Origin of the sequence: Streptomyces guryensis (assembly GCF_021261325.1) — a bacterium.
Lineage (GTDB): Bacteria > Actinomycetota > Actinomycetes > Streptomycetales > Streptomycetaceae > Streptomyces > Streptomyces guryensis.
This window is the reverse complement of sequence record NZ_JAJSBI010000010.1, coordinates 249,653-264,717: the sequence shown is the minus strand read 5'-3', so window position 1 is coordinate 264,717 and position 15,065 is coordinate 249,653. Positions and strand designations below refer to the sequence as shown.

The window sequence follows — 15,065 nt, the reverse complement described above, 5'->3', positions numbered from 1 at the left end:
CTCACGCCTGTTCAGGACTGGTACCAGGAACCTTCGGGCCCTCGTCGAACAGGTCCTCCGCGTGCTCCACCGTAAGGGCCCTGCGGATCCAGCCGTCGATGCGGTCAAGGTCTGTGCAGGTGGTGATGCGTTCACGGACATCAGCGGAGACGGAGATTTCGCGCTCCTCCAAGACAGCCAGGACCGCCTTGGCCTCGCCTCTGACCTCGCCTTCTGCCTTGCCTTCCAGGTAGGCGGTTTCGCGGACCGTCCCCCGGCCGGGGAAGTAGCTGACGAACGACATGATTCCCTTCCATTCCTCTCCGGCTGGGGTGTCCCCCAGATTGATTTCCAGGAACTCGAAGAAGTACCCGGCGGTGTCCGGATCCGTTTCCTGGAGTTCTTGGAGGGCGCTGCCGATTGCCTCCAGTATGGCGCCGCACTCGGCGCTGCGGGCGTGCGCCAGGGCTGACAGCGCGGCGAGCGCGAGGTTCTTCGCCACGCTCCTGACGTCAGTGATGACCGGCAGATTGTCCGGCCCGGCGACCAGTGGATACGTCCGCTGAGCCGTCCAACCACGCGCGCCACAGTCGAAGGGACCGGACGCCCACTTGGCCGTGGCCTTGTCCTGACAGACCACGAGGAGCAACACGGGCAGCCTGTACTTCGCCTGGAGGTAGGCGATGTAGTACCCCCAACTAGCCTCCTTGCCCGCCACTTTCTTCGACTGCGCCTCAACGGCAAGCAGGAAATCCTCGCCATCGGACGGTCCGACACGCAGCACGGTGTCCACGCGCCGCTCCAACGGCCGGGTCTCCGTCACGTCCGTCGTGACAGCGTCCACGGTCGCCTTCGCGGACAACGGGACACCCAGCACCCCGAACACGGGAGCCAGGATCTCGGGCCGCTCCTGGAAGATGCGGTGCATGCCCTCGTGAGCTGATGTGACCATGTGCGCAACCTAGGTGGATCAAGGGATGGTTTGTCCGGGCGATCGGGATGCGTTCACCCATTCGAGCGGCGGGGAAAGGTTCACGCCGCCGAGGCCAGCTCGAACCAGACGTACTTGCCCCGGTTGCCGTTCCTGGCCAGGGGCTGCCACCCCCACAGGTCGGCACAGGCGCGCACCAGAGCGAGCCCACGCCCTTCCTCCGCATCGGTGAGCTGCGCCAAATCCCTTGGGGGCCCGGGAGGTTCGGGGTCGGCGTCCCACGCCCCGATCCGCAGCACATTGGCCGACCAGCGCACGCGTAGGGCCGCGGGCCCCTTGGTGTGGCATACGGCGTCGGAGACCAGCTCGCTCGCCAGCAGCTCGGCCGTGTCCACGACGCGGATCAGGCCGTGCATGGTGAGGATCAGCCGCAGGGTTCGGCGGCAGACCGTGACGGCGCGGGGGTCGTTCGGGATGTACAGGGAGTACTCCCACGATTCGTTCGGTTCGTTTTTGAGCATGCGGCAACTCCGGTTCCGTGATGGGGATTTGGCGGTGGCATTGCCGCAGCCGTCGTGGCAGGACGGAGCGGTGCACTTCCGCAGAGTGTGCGTCGCGTCACCGACGGTAGGGCTTTCACGTAATACGGGGCAAGTCGATCGCGTAATCTGACCCGAACGAGCCGCATCGGCGGGCATGTTGAAGCAAGGAGCAGTTGATGGTCCTGAGGCGCGAACCAACTGCGCGTCAGATGCGCCTAGGAGTCGAGCTGCGCAGGCTCCGCGAGGGGGCAGGACTCACCGCCATCGAGGCTGCAGCACTGCTTGGCGTGAACCGGGTCCAGATGAGCCAGATCGAATCCGGGCTCGCGGGCGTGAGCGAACAACGACTACGCCGCCTCGCATCCCACTACGCCTGCACAGACCAGGAGTTCATCAACGCTCTGGTCGCGATGGCCACCGACCGAACGCGCGGCTGGTGGGAGGAGTACCGGGGCCTGCTGCCCACATCATTCCTGGACCTGTCCGAGCTGGAGCATCACGCCCTGTATCAACGCCACGTGGCCATCTTGCATGTGCCCGGCCTGCTACAGACGGAGGACTACGCCCGTGCCGTTTTCTCGTCCCGGCTGCCAGAACTGACCCGCGACGAACTTGAGTTGCGCATCCAGCACCGAAAGGCGCGCCAGAGGATCACCATCCCGTACGAAGCGGTGATCCATGAGGCGGCACTTCGGATCAGGGTCAGCGACCGCACCACCTCAAGGGCTCAACTCGCCCGGCTCCTTGAACTATCTGAAGCAGACCACATCACCTTGCGCGTCATCCCCTTTGACCTGGACGGCTTCGCCAGCGCCTCCAGCACGATGACGTACGTGGGCGGCCCCTTGCCGAAGCTGGACACAGTGCTCCGCGACGCGCTACACGGCTCAGCCTTCATTGACTCCGAGGCTCAGCTCAACACCTACCGAACAAGCTTCCGTAAAGTGGAGTCCGATTCACTCGAACCCGAACGATCTCGCGAAGTCATCCACAAGTTGGCGAAAGAGCTGTGAGGTATCCCATGGACAACTGGCGGAAGTCGTCCCACTCGGGCCCTGGCGACGGCAACGAGTGCGTGGAGATCGCCAACTCCCCCACCCACGCAGCCGTCCGCGACTCAAAAGCCCCGGCCAGGGCAACCCTCACCTTCCCAACCGGAGCCTTCTCCGCCTTCCTCGACTCCCTGAAGGCAGAAGCCGGCTCACTCCACCGTCACTGACTTCGCGAGGTTCCGCGGCTGATCCACCTCGTTGCCGCGAGCCGTCGCCAACTCGCACGCGAACACCTGCAACGGCACCGTGGCCACCAGCGGCTGCAACAACGTCGGTGTCGCAGGGATCCGTACGAGATGGTCGGCGTACGGCACCACCGCCTCGTCCCCCTCCTCCGCGATCACGATCGTCCGCGCACCCCGTGCCCGGATCTCCTGGATGTTGGACACGATCTTGTCGTGGAGGACGGACCGCCCCCGAGGCGACGGCACGACGACAACCACCGGCAGATCGGGCTCGATCAACGCGATCGGTCCGTGCTTCAACTCCCCCGCCGCAAACCCCTCGGCATGCATGTAGGCGAGTTCCTTCAGCTTCAGAGCCCCCTCCAGCGCCACCGGATACCCCACATGCCGCCCCAGGAACAGCACCGTGTTCTTGTCGGCGAGCGACCGCGCAAGCTCCCGTACCGGCTCCATGGTCTCCAGCACCCGCTCGACCTCACACGAGATCTGAGACAGGTCCCGGATGACGGCCCCGATCTCGTCACCCCACTTGGTGCCCCGCACCTGCCCCAGATACAGAGCGACCAGATAACAGGCCACCAACTGCGTCAAAAACGCCTTGGTCGAGGCAACGGCCACCTCCGGCCCCGCATGCGTGTACAGCACCGCATCCGATTCCCGAGGAATCGTCGACCCGTTGGTGTTGCAGATGGCCAGCACCTTGGAGCCCTGCTCCCGCGCATGCCGCAGCGCCATCAGCGTGTCCATGGTCTCGCCGGACTGCGAGATCGCGATCACGAGCGACCGCTTGCCCAGGATCGGATCCCGGTACCGGAACTCACTCGCGAGTTCCACCTCGCACGGAATCCGCGTCCAGTGCTCGATGGCGTACTTGGCGATGAGCCCGGCATGAAAAGCCGTGCCGCACGCCACGATCACGACCTTGTCGACTTCCCGCAGCTCGGCGGCGCTGATCCTGACCTCGTCCAGCGTCAGCGAACCACCCGCGTCGATGCGCCCCAGCAACGTGTCGGCGACCGCCTTGGGCTGCTCGGCGATCTCCTTGAGCATGAAGTAGTCATAGCCCCCCTTCTCCGCCGCAGAGGCGTCCCAGTCGACGTGGTACGAGCGCACGTCGGCCGGGCGGCCGTCGAACCCCGTCACCGTGACCCCGTCGCGCCGCAGCTCGACGACCTGGTCCTGCCCCAGCTCGACCGCCGACCGTGTGTGGTCGATGAACGCGGCGACATCGGAAGCCAGGAACGCCTCGCCGTCCCCCACACCCACCACGAGCGGTGAGTTCCGCCGCGCGCCGACCACCACGTCCGGCTCGTCCGCATGCACCGCGACCAGGGTGAAAGCACCCTGCAGCCGTCGGCACACCAGCCGCATCGCCTCCGCGAGATCCGCGCACGCCGAGAACTCCTCGGCGAGCAGATGCGCGACCACCTCGGTGTCCGTCTCGGAGGCGAGGTCATGGCCCCGCTCCGCCAACTCGGCCCGCAGCAGGGCGAAGTTCTCGATGATCCCGTTGTGGACGACGGCGACCCGCCCCGCGTTGTCCAGATGCGGATGCGCATTGGCATCCGTAGGCCCCCCATGCGTGGCCCACCGCGTATGCCCGATCCCCGTCGAGCCCGTCGGCAGCGGCCGTTCCACCAGCTCCTTCTCCAGGTTCACCAGCTTCCCGGCCTTCTTCACGGCCGCCAGCCCGCCATCCGCCAGAACGGCGACGCCCGCCGAGTCGTAACCCCGGTACTCCAGCCGCTTCAGTCCGGCCATCACGACATCGAGCGCCGACTGCGACCCCACGTATCCCACGATTCCGCACATGGGCGGCAGCCTAGGCGGCGGGGGCCGCCGGAACACGGCTCAGCGTGCCCGAAATCGGAAATTCCAAGGTGGAGCGGAAACCGGCCAACTTCACCTCGCCCACACCAATAGCACACGCTTCCCCACCAAATGGACGACACGGGAATCAGGCAACTGGAGACTTTCGGGCGGCTCATCGACGACCACCGAACGCCGTACGACATCCACGCCCAGCAGCACGAAGGCGAGAAGTTTGACAGCCGGTCCTGCTTCGCGGTCGGTTCGGGGGTGTCACTCCCACCGGCCCAGCCCACCCGGCGTCGGCAACATCTGCTCGCACCAGATCGTCTTCCCGGTCGTACCGTGCCGGGTGCCCCAGCGCTGGGTCAGTTGGGCGACCAGGAGCAGGCCGCGGCCGCCCTCGTCGAAGACGCGGGCCCGGCGCATGTGGGGTGCGGTGTTGCTGCCGTCCGAGACCTCGCAGACGAGGGCGCCCGCAGCGGAGCCGCTGATCGACATCGTGCGGATGAGACGGAGCTGGATCGGCGGGGTCCCGTAGCGGATGGCGTTCGTCACCAGCTCGCTGACGACGAGTTCGGTGACGAAGGACGCCTCCTCCAGCTGCCAGGCCTCCAGCTGCCGGGTGGTCAGGGTGCGGGCGCGGGCAACCTGCTCCGGGTCCGCGGGGATGTCCCACGTGACGACCTGCTCGGTGGAGAACGCACGCGTCCGGGCCAGCAGCAGGGCGACGTCGTCGGCGGGTGGACCGGTGAGCAGGCTGTCGACGACGGCACCGCAGGCGTCGTCCAGCGAGTCAGCGGAACCGGCGGCCGAGGCCAGCGCCGCGCGCAGCCGGTCCTGTCCCTGGTCGACGTCGAGGTACCGGGAGTGCACCAGGCCGTCGCTGTACAGCGCCAGCGTGCTGCCCGGGACCAGTTCCAGTTCGGTGGTCTCGAAGGGCAGTCCTCCCACGCCGAGCGGGGGGCCGGTGTGCCCGGTGACAGCCGTCACCGTACCGTCCGGAGCGATCACGAAGGGCAGCGGATGGCCGGCGTCGGCGAGCGTGCAGCGACGGGAGATGGGGTCGTAGACCGCGTAGAGACAGGTCGCCCCCAACTCTTCGGCAGCCGCATCCAGCCGTCCCGCCATTCCGCCCGGCTCCCCCACGCCCGCACCCGACTGCCCTGCTGACACGCCCGGTTCGACGGCCCCCGCACCCCCCGGCACCCCGGCCTCCGTCTCCTCCCCCGCCCCAGGAAGATGCATCACAAGGTCGTCCAGCTGTGTGAGCAGTTCGTCCGGGGGCAGGTCGACGTCGGCCAGGGTGCGTACCGCCGTGCGCAGGCGGCCCATGGTGGCGGAGGCGTGGATGCCGTGGCCGACGACGTCGCCGACCACCAGGGCGACCCGCGCCCCGGACAGCGGGATGACGTCGAGCCAGTCACCGCCGACCCCGGCCCGGGTGCTCGCGGGGAGGTAGCGGTAGGCGACCTCCACGGCCGGCTGCTCGGGCAGCCGCTGCGGCAGCAGGCTGCGCTGCAGGGTCAGCGCGGTCTCGCGCTCGCGGGTGTAGCGGCGGGCGTTGTCGATGGCGACGGCGGCCTTCAGGGCCAGCTCCTCCGCGTCGGCGACGTCCTCCTTCTCGAAGGGCTGGGAGGCGTGCCCGCGCCAGAAAGAGACGATGCCCATCAGGACGCCCTGCTCGACCAGCGGAGCGATGATCAGCGAGTTCATGCCGTAGTCGAGGAGCCTGCCCGCCTCCTCCGGGCTGCGGTCCTGCCAGCCCGTGGAAGCCCGCAGGTCGTGCACGAACAGCGCCCCCGAGCCGGTGCCCGGCCCCGCCGGCACGGGCAGCGCCGGCCGGATCACGACGCCGACGGGATCCAGCGGTACGTCGTCACGGACGCCGTCCCTGGCCACGCGCCGCAGCCGGGTGGCGCCGGCCGACGCCGGTTCCCCGCCCTGCAGGACGGACACCGCGAGGTCGACGGTGGCGAAGTCGGCGAACCGCGGCACGGCCACCCCGACCAGCTCCCGGGCCGTGCGCGCCACGTCGAGGGTGGTGCCGACGGCCATGCTCGCGTCGTACAGCAGCCTCAGCCGGCGATGGGCCTCCTGTGCCTGCCCGATGCTGTGCTGCAGGGATCCGGCCATGCTGTTGAAGGAGGTCTCCAGCTGGCCGATCTCCCGCGCGCCGGTGAGCGGCATGCGCGCGGTGAGGTCGCCCTCGGCGAGCCGGCCGGCCAGCCGGGCGGCCCGGCGCACCGGCAGGACGATCACCCGGGTGACGTAGCCGGAGTAGGCGGCGATGAGCAGCACCGACGCGCCGACGCCGACCGCCCCCGCGACGGCCGCGTGCTGGGCGTCGGCGTCGGTGGTGGCCTCCCGCGCCGCGACGGTGGCGCTCTCGGTCGTCGTATAGGTGTCGAACAGGCCCCGTATCGCGTCGACGCGGTGCTTGCCGTCCAGCGTCACCGACGGACTGGTCGCCCTCGGGTCGCCGCGCTGCGCCAGCCGGACCACGGGGATCGAATAGTCGCGGATGTAGGCCTCACCGGCCCGCATGATCCCCTGTGCCCGCTTCCGCTGGGCGGGAGAGGTGCTGATGTTCACGAGCTTCTGCGCCTGCGCGGAGAAATGCCCCTGGACGATCTTCCACGGCCCGAGGAACTCGGGCTGCCGCGCGATGACGTAGCCCCGCTGGTACGTCTCCTCGTCGATCACCAGCAGATCGACCAGCCGGGCCTGGTCCTGGGCGGCGACGGCGTGCCGCTCCGCCAGGTTGGCCTGCCGCATGTCGCTGGTCGACCAGAAGAGCACCCCGAAGCCCACCCCGACGAGTACGGCGAGCAGGGTGCCCGCGAGCGCCGTCAGGGCCACAAGACCCCGTCTCGTACCCCGGAACACAGTCCCATTTTAGAGGTTCGCGTAGGTTCGGCAGGCGCTTCACGTGACCCACCCCACCCCCCACCCCGTTCAAACTCCGTTAACAATGGACTGTGATCTCTCCGGTCTCCTCGATGCCCCGGAGCGCCCACCGGCCCAGGCCGGAGGCGACTCCCTACGTCGACCTCACCCGATCCGAGTGGAGCGCGCTGCGTGAGAAGACGCCGCTCCCCCTCACCGCCGACGAGGTCGAGAAGCTGCGTGGCCTCGGTGACGTCATCGACCTCGACGAGGTGCGGGACATCTATCTCCCGCTGTCCCGTCTCCTCAACCTCTACGTCGGGGCCACCGACGGCCTCAGAGGCGCCCTGAACACCTTCCTCGGCGAACAGGGCTCCCAGTCCGGCACGCCGTTCGTCATAGGGGTCGCCGGCTCCGTGGCCGGGGGCAAGTCAACCGTCGCCCGCCTCCTCCAGGCGCTGCTCTCCCGCTGGCCCGAGCACCCGCGCGTCGAGCGGGTCACCACCGACGGCTTCCTGCTTCCCACCAAGGAGCTCCAGGCCCGCGGCCTCATGTCGCGCAAGGGTTTCCCCGAGTCGTACGACCGCCGCGCGCTGACCCGCTTCGTCGCCGACATCAAGGCGGGCAAGGACGAGGTGACGGCCCCCGTCTACTCCCACCTCATCTACGACATCGTCCCCGACCAGAGGCTCACGGTCCGCCGCCCGGACATCCTGATCGTGGAGGGCCTGAACGTCCTGCAGCCCGCCCTCCCCGGCAAGGACGGCCGTACCCGCGTCGGTCTCGCCGACTTCTTCGACTTCAGCGTCTACATCGACGCCAGCCCCGAGGACGTCGAACGCTGGTACCTCAACCGGTTCAAGAAACTGCGTCAGACGGCCTTCCAGGACCCGCACTCGTACTTCCGCAAGTACACGCAGGTGTCCGAGGAGGAGGCCCTTGAGTACGCCCGCACCCAGTGGCGCACCATCAACAAGCCCAACCTGGTGGAGAACATCGCCCCGACCCGCGGCCGCGCCACCCTGGTCGTCCGCAAGGGCCCGGACCACAAGGTCCAGCGCCTGCGGCTGCGCAAGCTGTAGACGCGCCTGTTAAAAAGAACCATGCTGCACCTGCGCCTGATCACACCGTCCGACAAGACGGACGACGTGGTCCGCCTGATCGAGAGGACCGTCGGCACCACGCATCTCGTCGTGGTGCCGGGAGCCGCCCGCAACCCGGCCGGCGACGTCGTCATGTGCGACGTCGCGCGCGAGGCGGGCGACGAACTCATCGGCGGACTCAGGGCGTTGGAGCTCGACCGCACCGGATCCATCGCCGTCGAGAACATCGACCTGTCGCTGTCCAGGCGTGCCGACAAGGCCGAGGCGGAGGCACCCGGCGAAGGCGCGGACGCGGTCCTCTGGGAGCACCTCACCGACGCGACGCACGAGGAGTCCACTCTCTCCGTCACCTACGTCGCCTTCATCACCCTCGCCACGATGATCGCGGCCTGCGGTGTCGTCCTCGACAACGCGATCCTGATCGTGGGCGCGATGGCCGTGGGCCCGGAGTTCGGCCCCCTGGCGGGCATATGCACGGCGCTGGTGCAGCGCCATCCGCGGCTCGCCCTGCGCTCGCTGACCGCCCTGCTCGTCGGCTTCGCCGCCGCCATGCTGGTGACGGTCGGCTTCACCTTCTTCATGGACGGCGCCGGCCTGTTCACCAGGGTCCAGCTGGAAGCCGTACGCCCCAACACCAACTTCATCTACCGCCCCGACGCGTTCTCGTTCGTGGTCGCGGTACTGGCGGGAGCGGCAGGCACCCTCTCCCTCACCTCGGCGAAGTCGGGCGCCCTGGTGGGCGTGGCGATCTCGGTGACGACGGTCCCCGCCGCGGCGAACGCGGCAGTGGCCTTCGCCTACAACGAGTACCAACAGGCCTGGGGCTCCACGGAGCAACTGCTGCTGAACCTGCTCGGCATCGTTCTCGCGGGCACGCTCACGCTCCTGGCCCAGAAGTGGCTCTGGGCCAGGCAGCGTGAACGCACCGCCAAGGCGGGCGGCGTCTAGTGGCGTGATTCGCAGTCCGCGGCGACGCTGTCGCCGGGGTCGGCGAACACCACGTCCGCCGTGCCACCGTCACAGCTCACCGTGTCGACGGCGGGCGCGTCGCCGCTCACGCCGATCGTGTCGTTGCCGCTGCCGGTCGCCACGGTGTCCGAGCCCGTGCCGGCGTCGACGAGGGTGGGCAGCGAGACGCTCGTCCCGTCGAAGCTGTCGTCCAGGTCACCCAGCCCGACCGAGAGCCGGGAGGTGCCGGCGACGCTGCCGCAGTCGACGCTGGTGGCGGACAGCCGAACGCAACCGGGCCCCAGGGCGATACCCGTGGTGTCCGTCAAGATCACACGACCGCTGGTGGTGCTGGCCGTGACATGGTTCGCCGCGCCCGAACGTGCGCTGAGCAACACCATGCCGAAGAGACGGAGCGCGGTGGAACCGGGGGTCGCGGCCGCGGCCGGGGTGGCGAACGCGGGAACGGCGAGACTCACGGCCAGGGCCGGAACGGCCATTCGCTTCAGGGTTCTGCTGACTGTCTTCATGCTGTTTCTCACTTCCGTCGGGGGCACGCCACGCATGGCGGCCTCGACGTCAGTGAAACAATCAGTGACCCATTTGGCACATTATGTTACGTCCGTGGGGTGAAGCAGGCGGGTGCTAGCCAAGCGCCGACTTCACCGCGTCGGCAAGCCGCCCGGCCACCGACCGAGCCTGGTCGATGTCTGCGGCCTCGACCATCACCCGCACCAACGGCTCCGTCCCCGACGGCCGCAGCAACACCCGCCCGGTGGACCCGAGTTCCCGCTCGGCCTCGGCAACGGCAGCCGCCAGCTCCGCAGAGGTCCTCACCCGCGCCCGGTCCACGTCGGGCACATTGATGAGCACCTGCGGCAGCCGCTCCATCACCCCCGCGAGGTCCTTGAGCGTACGACCGGTCTCGGTGACCCGGGCCGCCAGCAGCAGCCCGGTCAGCGTGCCGTCACCGGTGGTCGCGTGGTCGAGGATGATCACGTGCCCGGACTGCTCGCCGCCGAGCGCGTAGCCGTGCTCCTTCATCTCCTCCAGCACATACCGGTCCCCGACCGCCGTCTGGAGGAGATGCAGCCCCTCCCGCTCCAGCGCCAGCTTGAAGCCCAGATTGGACATGACCGTCGCGACAACGGTGTCCTCGCGCAGCACGCCCCGCTCCCGCATCGCCAGCGCGAGCACGGCCAGGATCTGGTCGCCGTCGATCTCCGCACCGGTGTGGTCCACGGCGAGGCACCGGTCCGCGTCACCGTCGTGCGCGATGCCGAGCGCGGCGCCGTGCTCGACGACGGCGGCCTTCAGCAGGCCCAGATGGGTCGATCCGCAGCCGTCGTTGATGTTGAGCCCGTCCGGCTCGGCGCCGATCGTGATCACCTCGGCACCGGCCCGGGAGAACGCCTCCGGCGAGACCCGCGCCGCGGCGCCGTGCGCCTCGTCGAGGACGATCTTCAGCCCGTCGAGCCGGTTCGGGAGTACGGCGATCAGATGCGCCACGTACTGGTCGAACCCCTCGTCGTACGACCGCACCCGCCCGACACCCGCGCCGGTGGGCCGCTCCCAGGGCTCACCGTGGCGGTGGGAGTCGTAGACGGCCTCGATCCTGTCCTCCAGCTCGTCGGCCAGCTTGTGGCCGCCGCGGGCGAAGAACTTGACGCCGTTGTCGGGCATGGCGTTGTGGCTGGCGGAGAGCATGACGCCCAGGTCGGCGCCGAGCGCGCCCGTGAGATACGCCACCGCGGGAGTGGGCAGCACACCGACGCGCAGGACGTCCACACCGGCGCTGGCGAGGCCGGCGACCACGGCGGCCTCCAGGAACTCCCCGGACGCCCGCGGGTCCCGTCCGACGACCGCCTTCGCCCGGTGGCCCTCGAAGGTGCCCGCCTCGGCCAGTACGTGCGCCGCGGCCACGGAGAGGCCGAGCGCCATCTCCGCCGTCAGGTCCGCGTTGGCGACGCCGCGCACGCCGTCCGTGCCGAAGAGTCGTCCCACTTGTCCTCCTGAGGAAGCGTCAGCTGTTGCTGCAGCGTACGGGCATCCGATCACACAAGCCTTCGAGGGTCTTGTGCCGTTATACGCCCCCGACGGTGATAAACGAACGCCCCGACAGCACTGAGGCGTGCCGCCGGGGCGTACGTGAGAGCAGGCAGCGAAGCTTAACGCTTGCTGTACTGCGGGGCCTTGCGGGCCTTCTTCAGACCGGCCTTCTTGCGCTCGACCGCACGGTCGTCGCGCTTGAGGAAGCCGGCCTTCTTGAGCGGGCCGCGGTTGTTGTCGACGTCGGCCTCGTTCAGCGCACGGGCGACACCGAGACGGAGCGCACCGGCCTGACCGGAGACACCGCCACCCGAGATACGGGCGATGACGTCGTAACGGCCCTCGAGCTCGAGCACCTTGAAGGGCTCGTTGACTTCCTGCTGGTGCACCTTGTTCGGGAAGTAGTCCTCGAGGGTGCGACCGTTGATCTTCCACTTGCCGGTGCCCGGGACGATCCGGACGCGGGCGATGGCGTTCTTGCGACGGCCCAGGCCGGCGGCCGGCTGGGGCTCGCCGAAGCGGGACGCGAGGGACTCCGAGGTGTACTCACCCTCGACGGGGACCTCGGACTCGGTGGTGTAGCTGTCGATGTCGACAAGCTCGGTCTCGGTCTCTTCGACCGGCTGCTCAACGGTGGTCTCGGCCACGATGCTCCTCAGCTTCTCTTCAGTCTTAGGGGGTGGCCGGACTTACTGCGCGACCTGGGTGATCTCGAACGGCACCGGCTGCTGGGCAGCGTGCGGGTGCTGGTCGCCCGAGTAGACCTTCAGCTTGGAGAGCATCTGACGGCCCAGGGTGTTCTTGGGGAGCATGCCCTTGACGGCCTTCTCGACGGCCTTCTCGGGGTTGTTCGCGAGGAGGTCGTCGTAGCGGACCGAGCGCAGACCACCCGGGTAGCCGGAGTGGCGGTACGCCATCTTCTGGGTCCGCTTGTTGCCGGAGAGGTGCACCTTGTCGGCGTTGATGATGATGACGAAGTCACCGGTGTCGACGTGAGGGGCGTAGATCGGCTTGTGCTTGCCCCGCAGGAGGGACGCAGCGGTGGTGGCGAGACGGCCGAGGACGACGTCCTGAGCGTCAATGACGTGCCACTGGCGAGTCACATCGCCGGGCTTGGGGCTGTACGTACGCACTTCGCAGCCTTCTTCTTCAGAGATGGGTGCTGACACTTGGCATCACTGAAGCGATCGTGCAGCTGGGGACGACAAATATGCCGGGGACACTGCCCGTATGCCGCCCACTGGTAACTGCTCCAGGGAACCTAGGTAAGGGCCTCTCGCGTGAGAGCGAGCAAGCCGATACACAACGAAGAAGCAGAATACCTGCGCAGCCCCGAACGGGTCAAAACGAGGCCGCCGCCACCGGATGCGACGCCCCTTGATCCACTCCACCGGCGGGTTCGATACGACCCGGCCCACGCGCCGCGAGGCGCATGACCAGGCAATACAACCTGCACGAACACGGGGTGCACGGATGAAGTTCCGCAAGAGCATGGTCGCCTCGATCGTGACGGCCGGTGTCGCACTCACGCTGTGCACCGCCGGAACGGCGTCCGCGTCGAGCTAGTACTCAAAGCTCCCATCGACGCCTACTCGTACACGAAGCTGGGCAACCCGGACACGTACCAGCTCGTCGCCACCTGGAAGGACAAGGCCTGACCTCCGGCACGCACCGTTCGCGGTGACCGAGATGTGCCTCCCGGGCGGAAAGGTCCCTGACGGCTCCACCGGAGGCACACCGGCACCCTTCGCCTCCCGTCTAAGATGCGCCCCATGAGCTTTGGGCAGCAGGGGGGACCCCAATCCCAGTGGGACCCCTGGAAACCGCACTCCCAGCAGCCGTGGACCAGCGGCGGCGACGACGGCCAGACCCCGGACTGGGCAGCCCTCGCCGAGGCCTCGGAGACGCGCAACAAGAGGCGCCGGCTGCTGTTCATCGGCGGCGGTGTGGTCGCCACGATCGCGATCGGCACCGCCGTCGCCATGGCCGTCGTCTCGGCGAACGGCAACAACGAGGCCTCGGGCAACCCGTCCAACCTGCCCGCGAGCGCGTCCATACCGGGCAGCACCGCGACGGCCCCGTCCTTCGCGCCGACCAGCGCCCCGCCGCCGCTGGACCCGAAGGAGTTCATCGCCAGCAAGGCCAAGGACACGGCCCCGCTGAGCGCGCAGAACCTCTTCCCGCTCGCACAGCTGCCCATGGAGTCGAACGTCTACAAGAAGGGCGCCACGGCCGACACCAGGAACTGCGCCTCGGCCGCCCAGGACGCCCTCCCGAAGATCCTCACCGGCAACGGCTGCACCCGCCTGCTGCGCGTCACCTACAGCCGGGGCGGCGTCGCGGTGACGGTAGGCGTCGCCGTCTTCGACACCGAGGCACAGGCGGCCAAGGCCAGAGCCCAGTCGGACCAAGCCTCCAAGGCACACAAGAAGAGCTTCGTCACGGCGCTGGCAGGTGATGGTGTGAAGGCCTTCTGCAACTCCGCCACCTGCCTCACGACAGCCAACTCCATCGGCCGCTACGCCTACTTCACCACCGTCGGCTTCACCAACGGCAAGGACGTCACGAACCAGTCCACGACCGTCTTCAAGGCCGGCAACGACCTGCAGCTGTACACCTTCCGCCAGATCAACGCCCGCGGCCAGGCGCAGGCGTCGGCCGCGGCGAACCAGTAGCTAGCAGCACCCGGCCCCGGGCAGCGTCCGCTTGTTCCGCGCCTCCTTGCTGCGCGCGGCGAGCAGCTCGTCGGCCGGGTAGCCGACCTCCTCCAGGGTCAGCCCGTGCGGCCGTACGACATGCACGGCCGAGTCCCGTACGCCGGCGGCGAGCACCTTGCCCGGCCACTCCGGCCCCCGGTGCCCGTCCCCCACGAACAGCAGCGCCCCGATCAGCGAGCGCACCATGTTGTGGCAGAACGCGTCGGCCCGCACGGTCGCGGTGATGATCCCGTCGTCCCCGCGCACCAGGCTCAGCCGCTGCAGCGTACGAATGGTGGTCGCGCCCTCCCGCTTCTTGCAGTAGGCGGCGAAGTCGTGCTCCCCCAGCAGCCGTTCGGCGGCCTCGTTCATGGCGTCGACGTCGAGCGGCCAGTCGTGCCAGAGCACATGGTTGCGCAGCAGCGGATCGACCCCGCCCGGATTGTCGGTGACCCGGTACGCGTACCGCCGCCAGACCGCCGAGAAACGGGCGTTGAAGCCACTGGGCGCCTCCCGGAGGGCCCACACCCGCACATCCCTGGGCAGCCGCCCGGCAAGCCGCTTCAGCAGCTTGTCGTGGTGCGCGCCCCAGACCTCCCGCGGCAGATCGACATGCGCTACCTGCCCCCGCGCATGCACCCCGGCATCGGTCCGCCCCGCCACCGTCAGCTCGTACGTCGTCCCACCCGACCGCGTCACGGTCCGCAGAGCATCCTCGATCTCCCCCTGCACGGTCCGCCGCCCCCCGGCCTGCTTGGCCCACCCGGAGAACTCGCTCCCGTCGTAGGAGAGATCAAGACGCACACGCACATGACCGGGCTCTACTTCGTCACTCACACAGAGATCCTCTCAGCAACAAAAAGCGGGCCCGCTCCAAAAAGG

The 15,065-nt window shown here is 68.6% G+C and carries 15 protein-coding genes; 6 read left to right on the top strand and 9 right to left on the bottom strand.

What is annotated here, in order from left to right:
• Position 1: 1 nt before the first annotated feature.
• Together LJ657_RS21910 and LJ657_RS21905 are read right to left on the bottom strand one after the other, a co-directional pair.
• Complete coding sequence (locus LJ657_RS21910; RefSeq protein WP_232650438.1) at positions 2 to 907, bottom strand: hypothetical protein; 906 nt, start codon at positions 905 to 907, stop codon at positions 2 to 4.
• Positions 908 to 1,011: 104 nt separating this feature from the next.
• On the bottom strand, positions 1,012 to 1,431 hold the full coding sequence (locus LJ657_RS21905; RefSeq protein WP_232650437.1) for an ATP-binding protein: 420 nt from the start codon (positions 1,429 to 1,431) through the stop codon (positions 1,012 to 1,014).
• Between the two features lie 197 nt (positions 1,432 to 1,628).
• Between LJ657_RS21905 and LJ657_RS21900 the strand changes: the two genes are divergently transcribed.
• Both LJ657_RS21900 and LJ657_RS21895 read left to right on the top strand, forming a co-directional pair.
• Positions 1,629 to 2,465: a helix-turn-helix domain-containing protein gene (locus LJ657_RS21900; protein WP_232650436.1), complete on the top strand. Its 837-nt coding sequence runs from the start codon at positions 1,629 to 1,631 to the stop codon at positions 2,463 to 2,465.
• Positions 2,466 to 2,473: 8 nt separating this feature from the next.
• Positions 2,474 to 2,671, top strand: coding sequence for a DUF397 domain-containing protein (locus tag LJ657_RS21895; RefSeq protein WP_232650435.1), 198 nt, complete (start codon positions 2,474 to 2,476; stop codon positions 2,669 to 2,671).
• Here LJ657_RS21895 and glmS read toward each other — a convergent pair.
• Entirely contained in the window at positions 2,654 to 4,501 is a 1,848-nt protein-coding gene (gene glmS / locus LJ657_RS21890; protein WP_232650434.1) for a glutamine--fructose-6-phosphate transaminase (isomerizing), read from the bottom strand. The two genes, LJ657_RS21895 and glmS, sit on opposite strands and share 18 nt — an antisense overlap.
• A gap of 270 nt (positions 4,502 to 4,771) precedes the next feature.
• Complete coding sequence (locus tag LJ657_RS21885) at positions 4,772 to 7,387, bottom strand: SpoIIE family protein phosphatase (RefSeq protein ID WP_232650433.1); 2,616 nt, start codon at positions 7,385 to 7,387, stop codon at positions 4,772 to 4,774.
• A gap of 113 nt (positions 7,388 to 7,500) precedes the next feature.
• Between LJ657_RS21885 and coaA the strand changes: the two genes are divergently transcribed.
• Positions 7,501 to 8,469, top strand: coding sequence for a type I pantothenate kinase (gene coaA, locus LJ657_RS21880; protein WP_232650432.1), 969 nt, complete (start codon positions 7,501 to 7,503; stop codon positions 8,467 to 8,469).
• A gap of 21 nt (positions 8,470 to 8,490) precedes the next feature.
• Entirely contained in the window at positions 8,491 to 9,438 is a 948-nt protein-coding gene (locus LJ657_RS21875) for a DUF389 domain-containing protein (RefSeq protein ID WP_232650431.1), read from the top strand.
• Here the strand turns inward: LJ657_RS21875 and LJ657_RS21870 are convergent.
• From LJ657_RS21870 to rplM, 4 genes are all read right to left on the bottom strand, one after another.
• Positions 9,435 to 9,938: a hypothetical protein gene (locus LJ657_RS21870; protein WP_232650430.1), complete on the bottom strand. Its 504-nt coding sequence runs from the start codon at positions 9,936 to 9,938 to the stop codon at positions 9,435 to 9,437. The genes LJ657_RS21875 and LJ657_RS21870 overlap by 4 nt on opposite strands.
• A 145-nt stretch (positions 9,939 to 10,083) precedes the next feature.
• Complete coding sequence (gene glmM, locus LJ657_RS21865) at positions 10,084 to 11,442, bottom strand: phosphoglucosamine mutase (RefSeq protein ID WP_232650429.1); 1,359 nt, start codon at positions 11,440 to 11,442, stop codon at positions 10,084 to 10,086.
• Between the two features lie 164 nt (positions 11,443 to 11,606).
• The gene (gene rpsI, locus LJ657_RS21860) at positions 11,607 to 12,134 is read right to left on the bottom strand and encodes a 30S ribosomal protein S9 (protein WP_030930455.1); all 528 of its coding nucleotides are present in this window, start codon (positions 12,132 to 12,134) and stop codon (positions 11,607 to 11,609) included.
• Positions 12,135 to 12,176: 42 nt separating this feature from the next.
• Positions 12,177 to 12,620: a 50S ribosomal protein L13 gene (gene rplM, locus LJ657_RS21855; RefSeq protein WP_030930458.1), complete on the bottom strand. Its 444-nt coding sequence runs from the start codon at positions 12,618 to 12,620 to the stop codon at positions 12,177 to 12,179.
• A 399-nt stretch (positions 12,621 to 13,019) separates the two neighbouring features.
• Between rplM and LJ657_RS48170 the strand changes: the two genes are divergently transcribed.
• Together LJ657_RS48170 and LJ657_RS21850 are read left to right on the top strand one after the other, a co-directional pair.
• On the top strand, positions 13,020 to 13,145 hold the full coding sequence (locus LJ657_RS48170; protein ID WP_269786736.1) for a hypothetical protein: 126 nt from the start codon (positions 13,020 to 13,022) through the stop codon (positions 13,143 to 13,145).
• Between the two features lie 114 nt (positions 13,146 to 13,259).
• The gene (locus LJ657_RS21850; protein WP_232650428.1) at positions 13,260 to 14,162 is read left to right on the top strand and encodes a hypothetical protein; all 903 of its coding nucleotides are present in this window, start codon (positions 13,260 to 13,262) and stop codon (positions 14,160 to 14,162) included.
• On the opposite strand, the gene truA is transcribed toward LJ657_RS21850, so the two are convergent.
• Positions 14,163 to 15,020 (bottom strand): tRNA pseudouridine(38-40) synthase TruA, encoded by an 858-nt coding sequence (gene truA / locus LJ657_RS21845; RefSeq protein WP_232650427.1) that lies wholly within the window; start codon positions 15,018 to 15,020, stop codon positions 14,163 to 14,165.
• Positions 15,021 to 15,065: the final 45 nt, after the last annotated feature.

Coding starts and splice junctions, on each gene's coding strand:
- LJ657_RS21910 (WP_232650438.1), bottom strand. CDS start 907: ATGCACCGCATCTTCCAGGAGCGGCCCGAGATCCTGGCTCCCGTGTTC.
- LJ657_RS21905 (WP_232650437.1), bottom strand. CDS start 1,431: ATGCTCAAAAACGAACCGAACGAATCGTGGGAGTACTCCCTGTACATC.
- LJ657_RS21900 (WP_232650436.1), top strand. CDS start 1,629: ATGGTCCTGAGGCGCGAACCAACTGCGCGTCAGATGCGCCTAGGAGTC.
- LJ657_RS21895 (WP_232650435.1), top strand. CDS start 2,474: ATGGACAACTGGCGGAAGTCGTCCCACTCGGGCCCTGGCGACGGCAAC.
- glmS (WP_232650434.1), bottom strand. CDS start 4,501: ATGTGCGGAATCGTGGGATACGTGGGGTCGCAGTCGGCGCTCGATGTC.
- coaA (WP_232650432.1), top strand. CDS start 7,501: ATGCCCCGGAGCGCCCACCGGCCCAGGCCGGAGGCGACTCCCTACGTC.
- LJ657_RS21875 (WP_232650431.1), top strand. CDS start 8,491: ATGCTGCACCTGCGCCTGATCACACCGTCCGACAAGACGGACGACGTG.
- LJ657_RS21870 (WP_232650430.1), bottom strand. CDS start 9,938: ATGGCCGTTCCGGCCCTGGCCGTGAGTCTCGCCGTTCCCGCGTTCGCC.
- LJ657_RS21850 (WP_232650428.1), top strand. CDS start 13,260: ATGAGCTTTGGGCAGCAGGGGGGACCCCAATCCCAGTGGGACCCCTGG.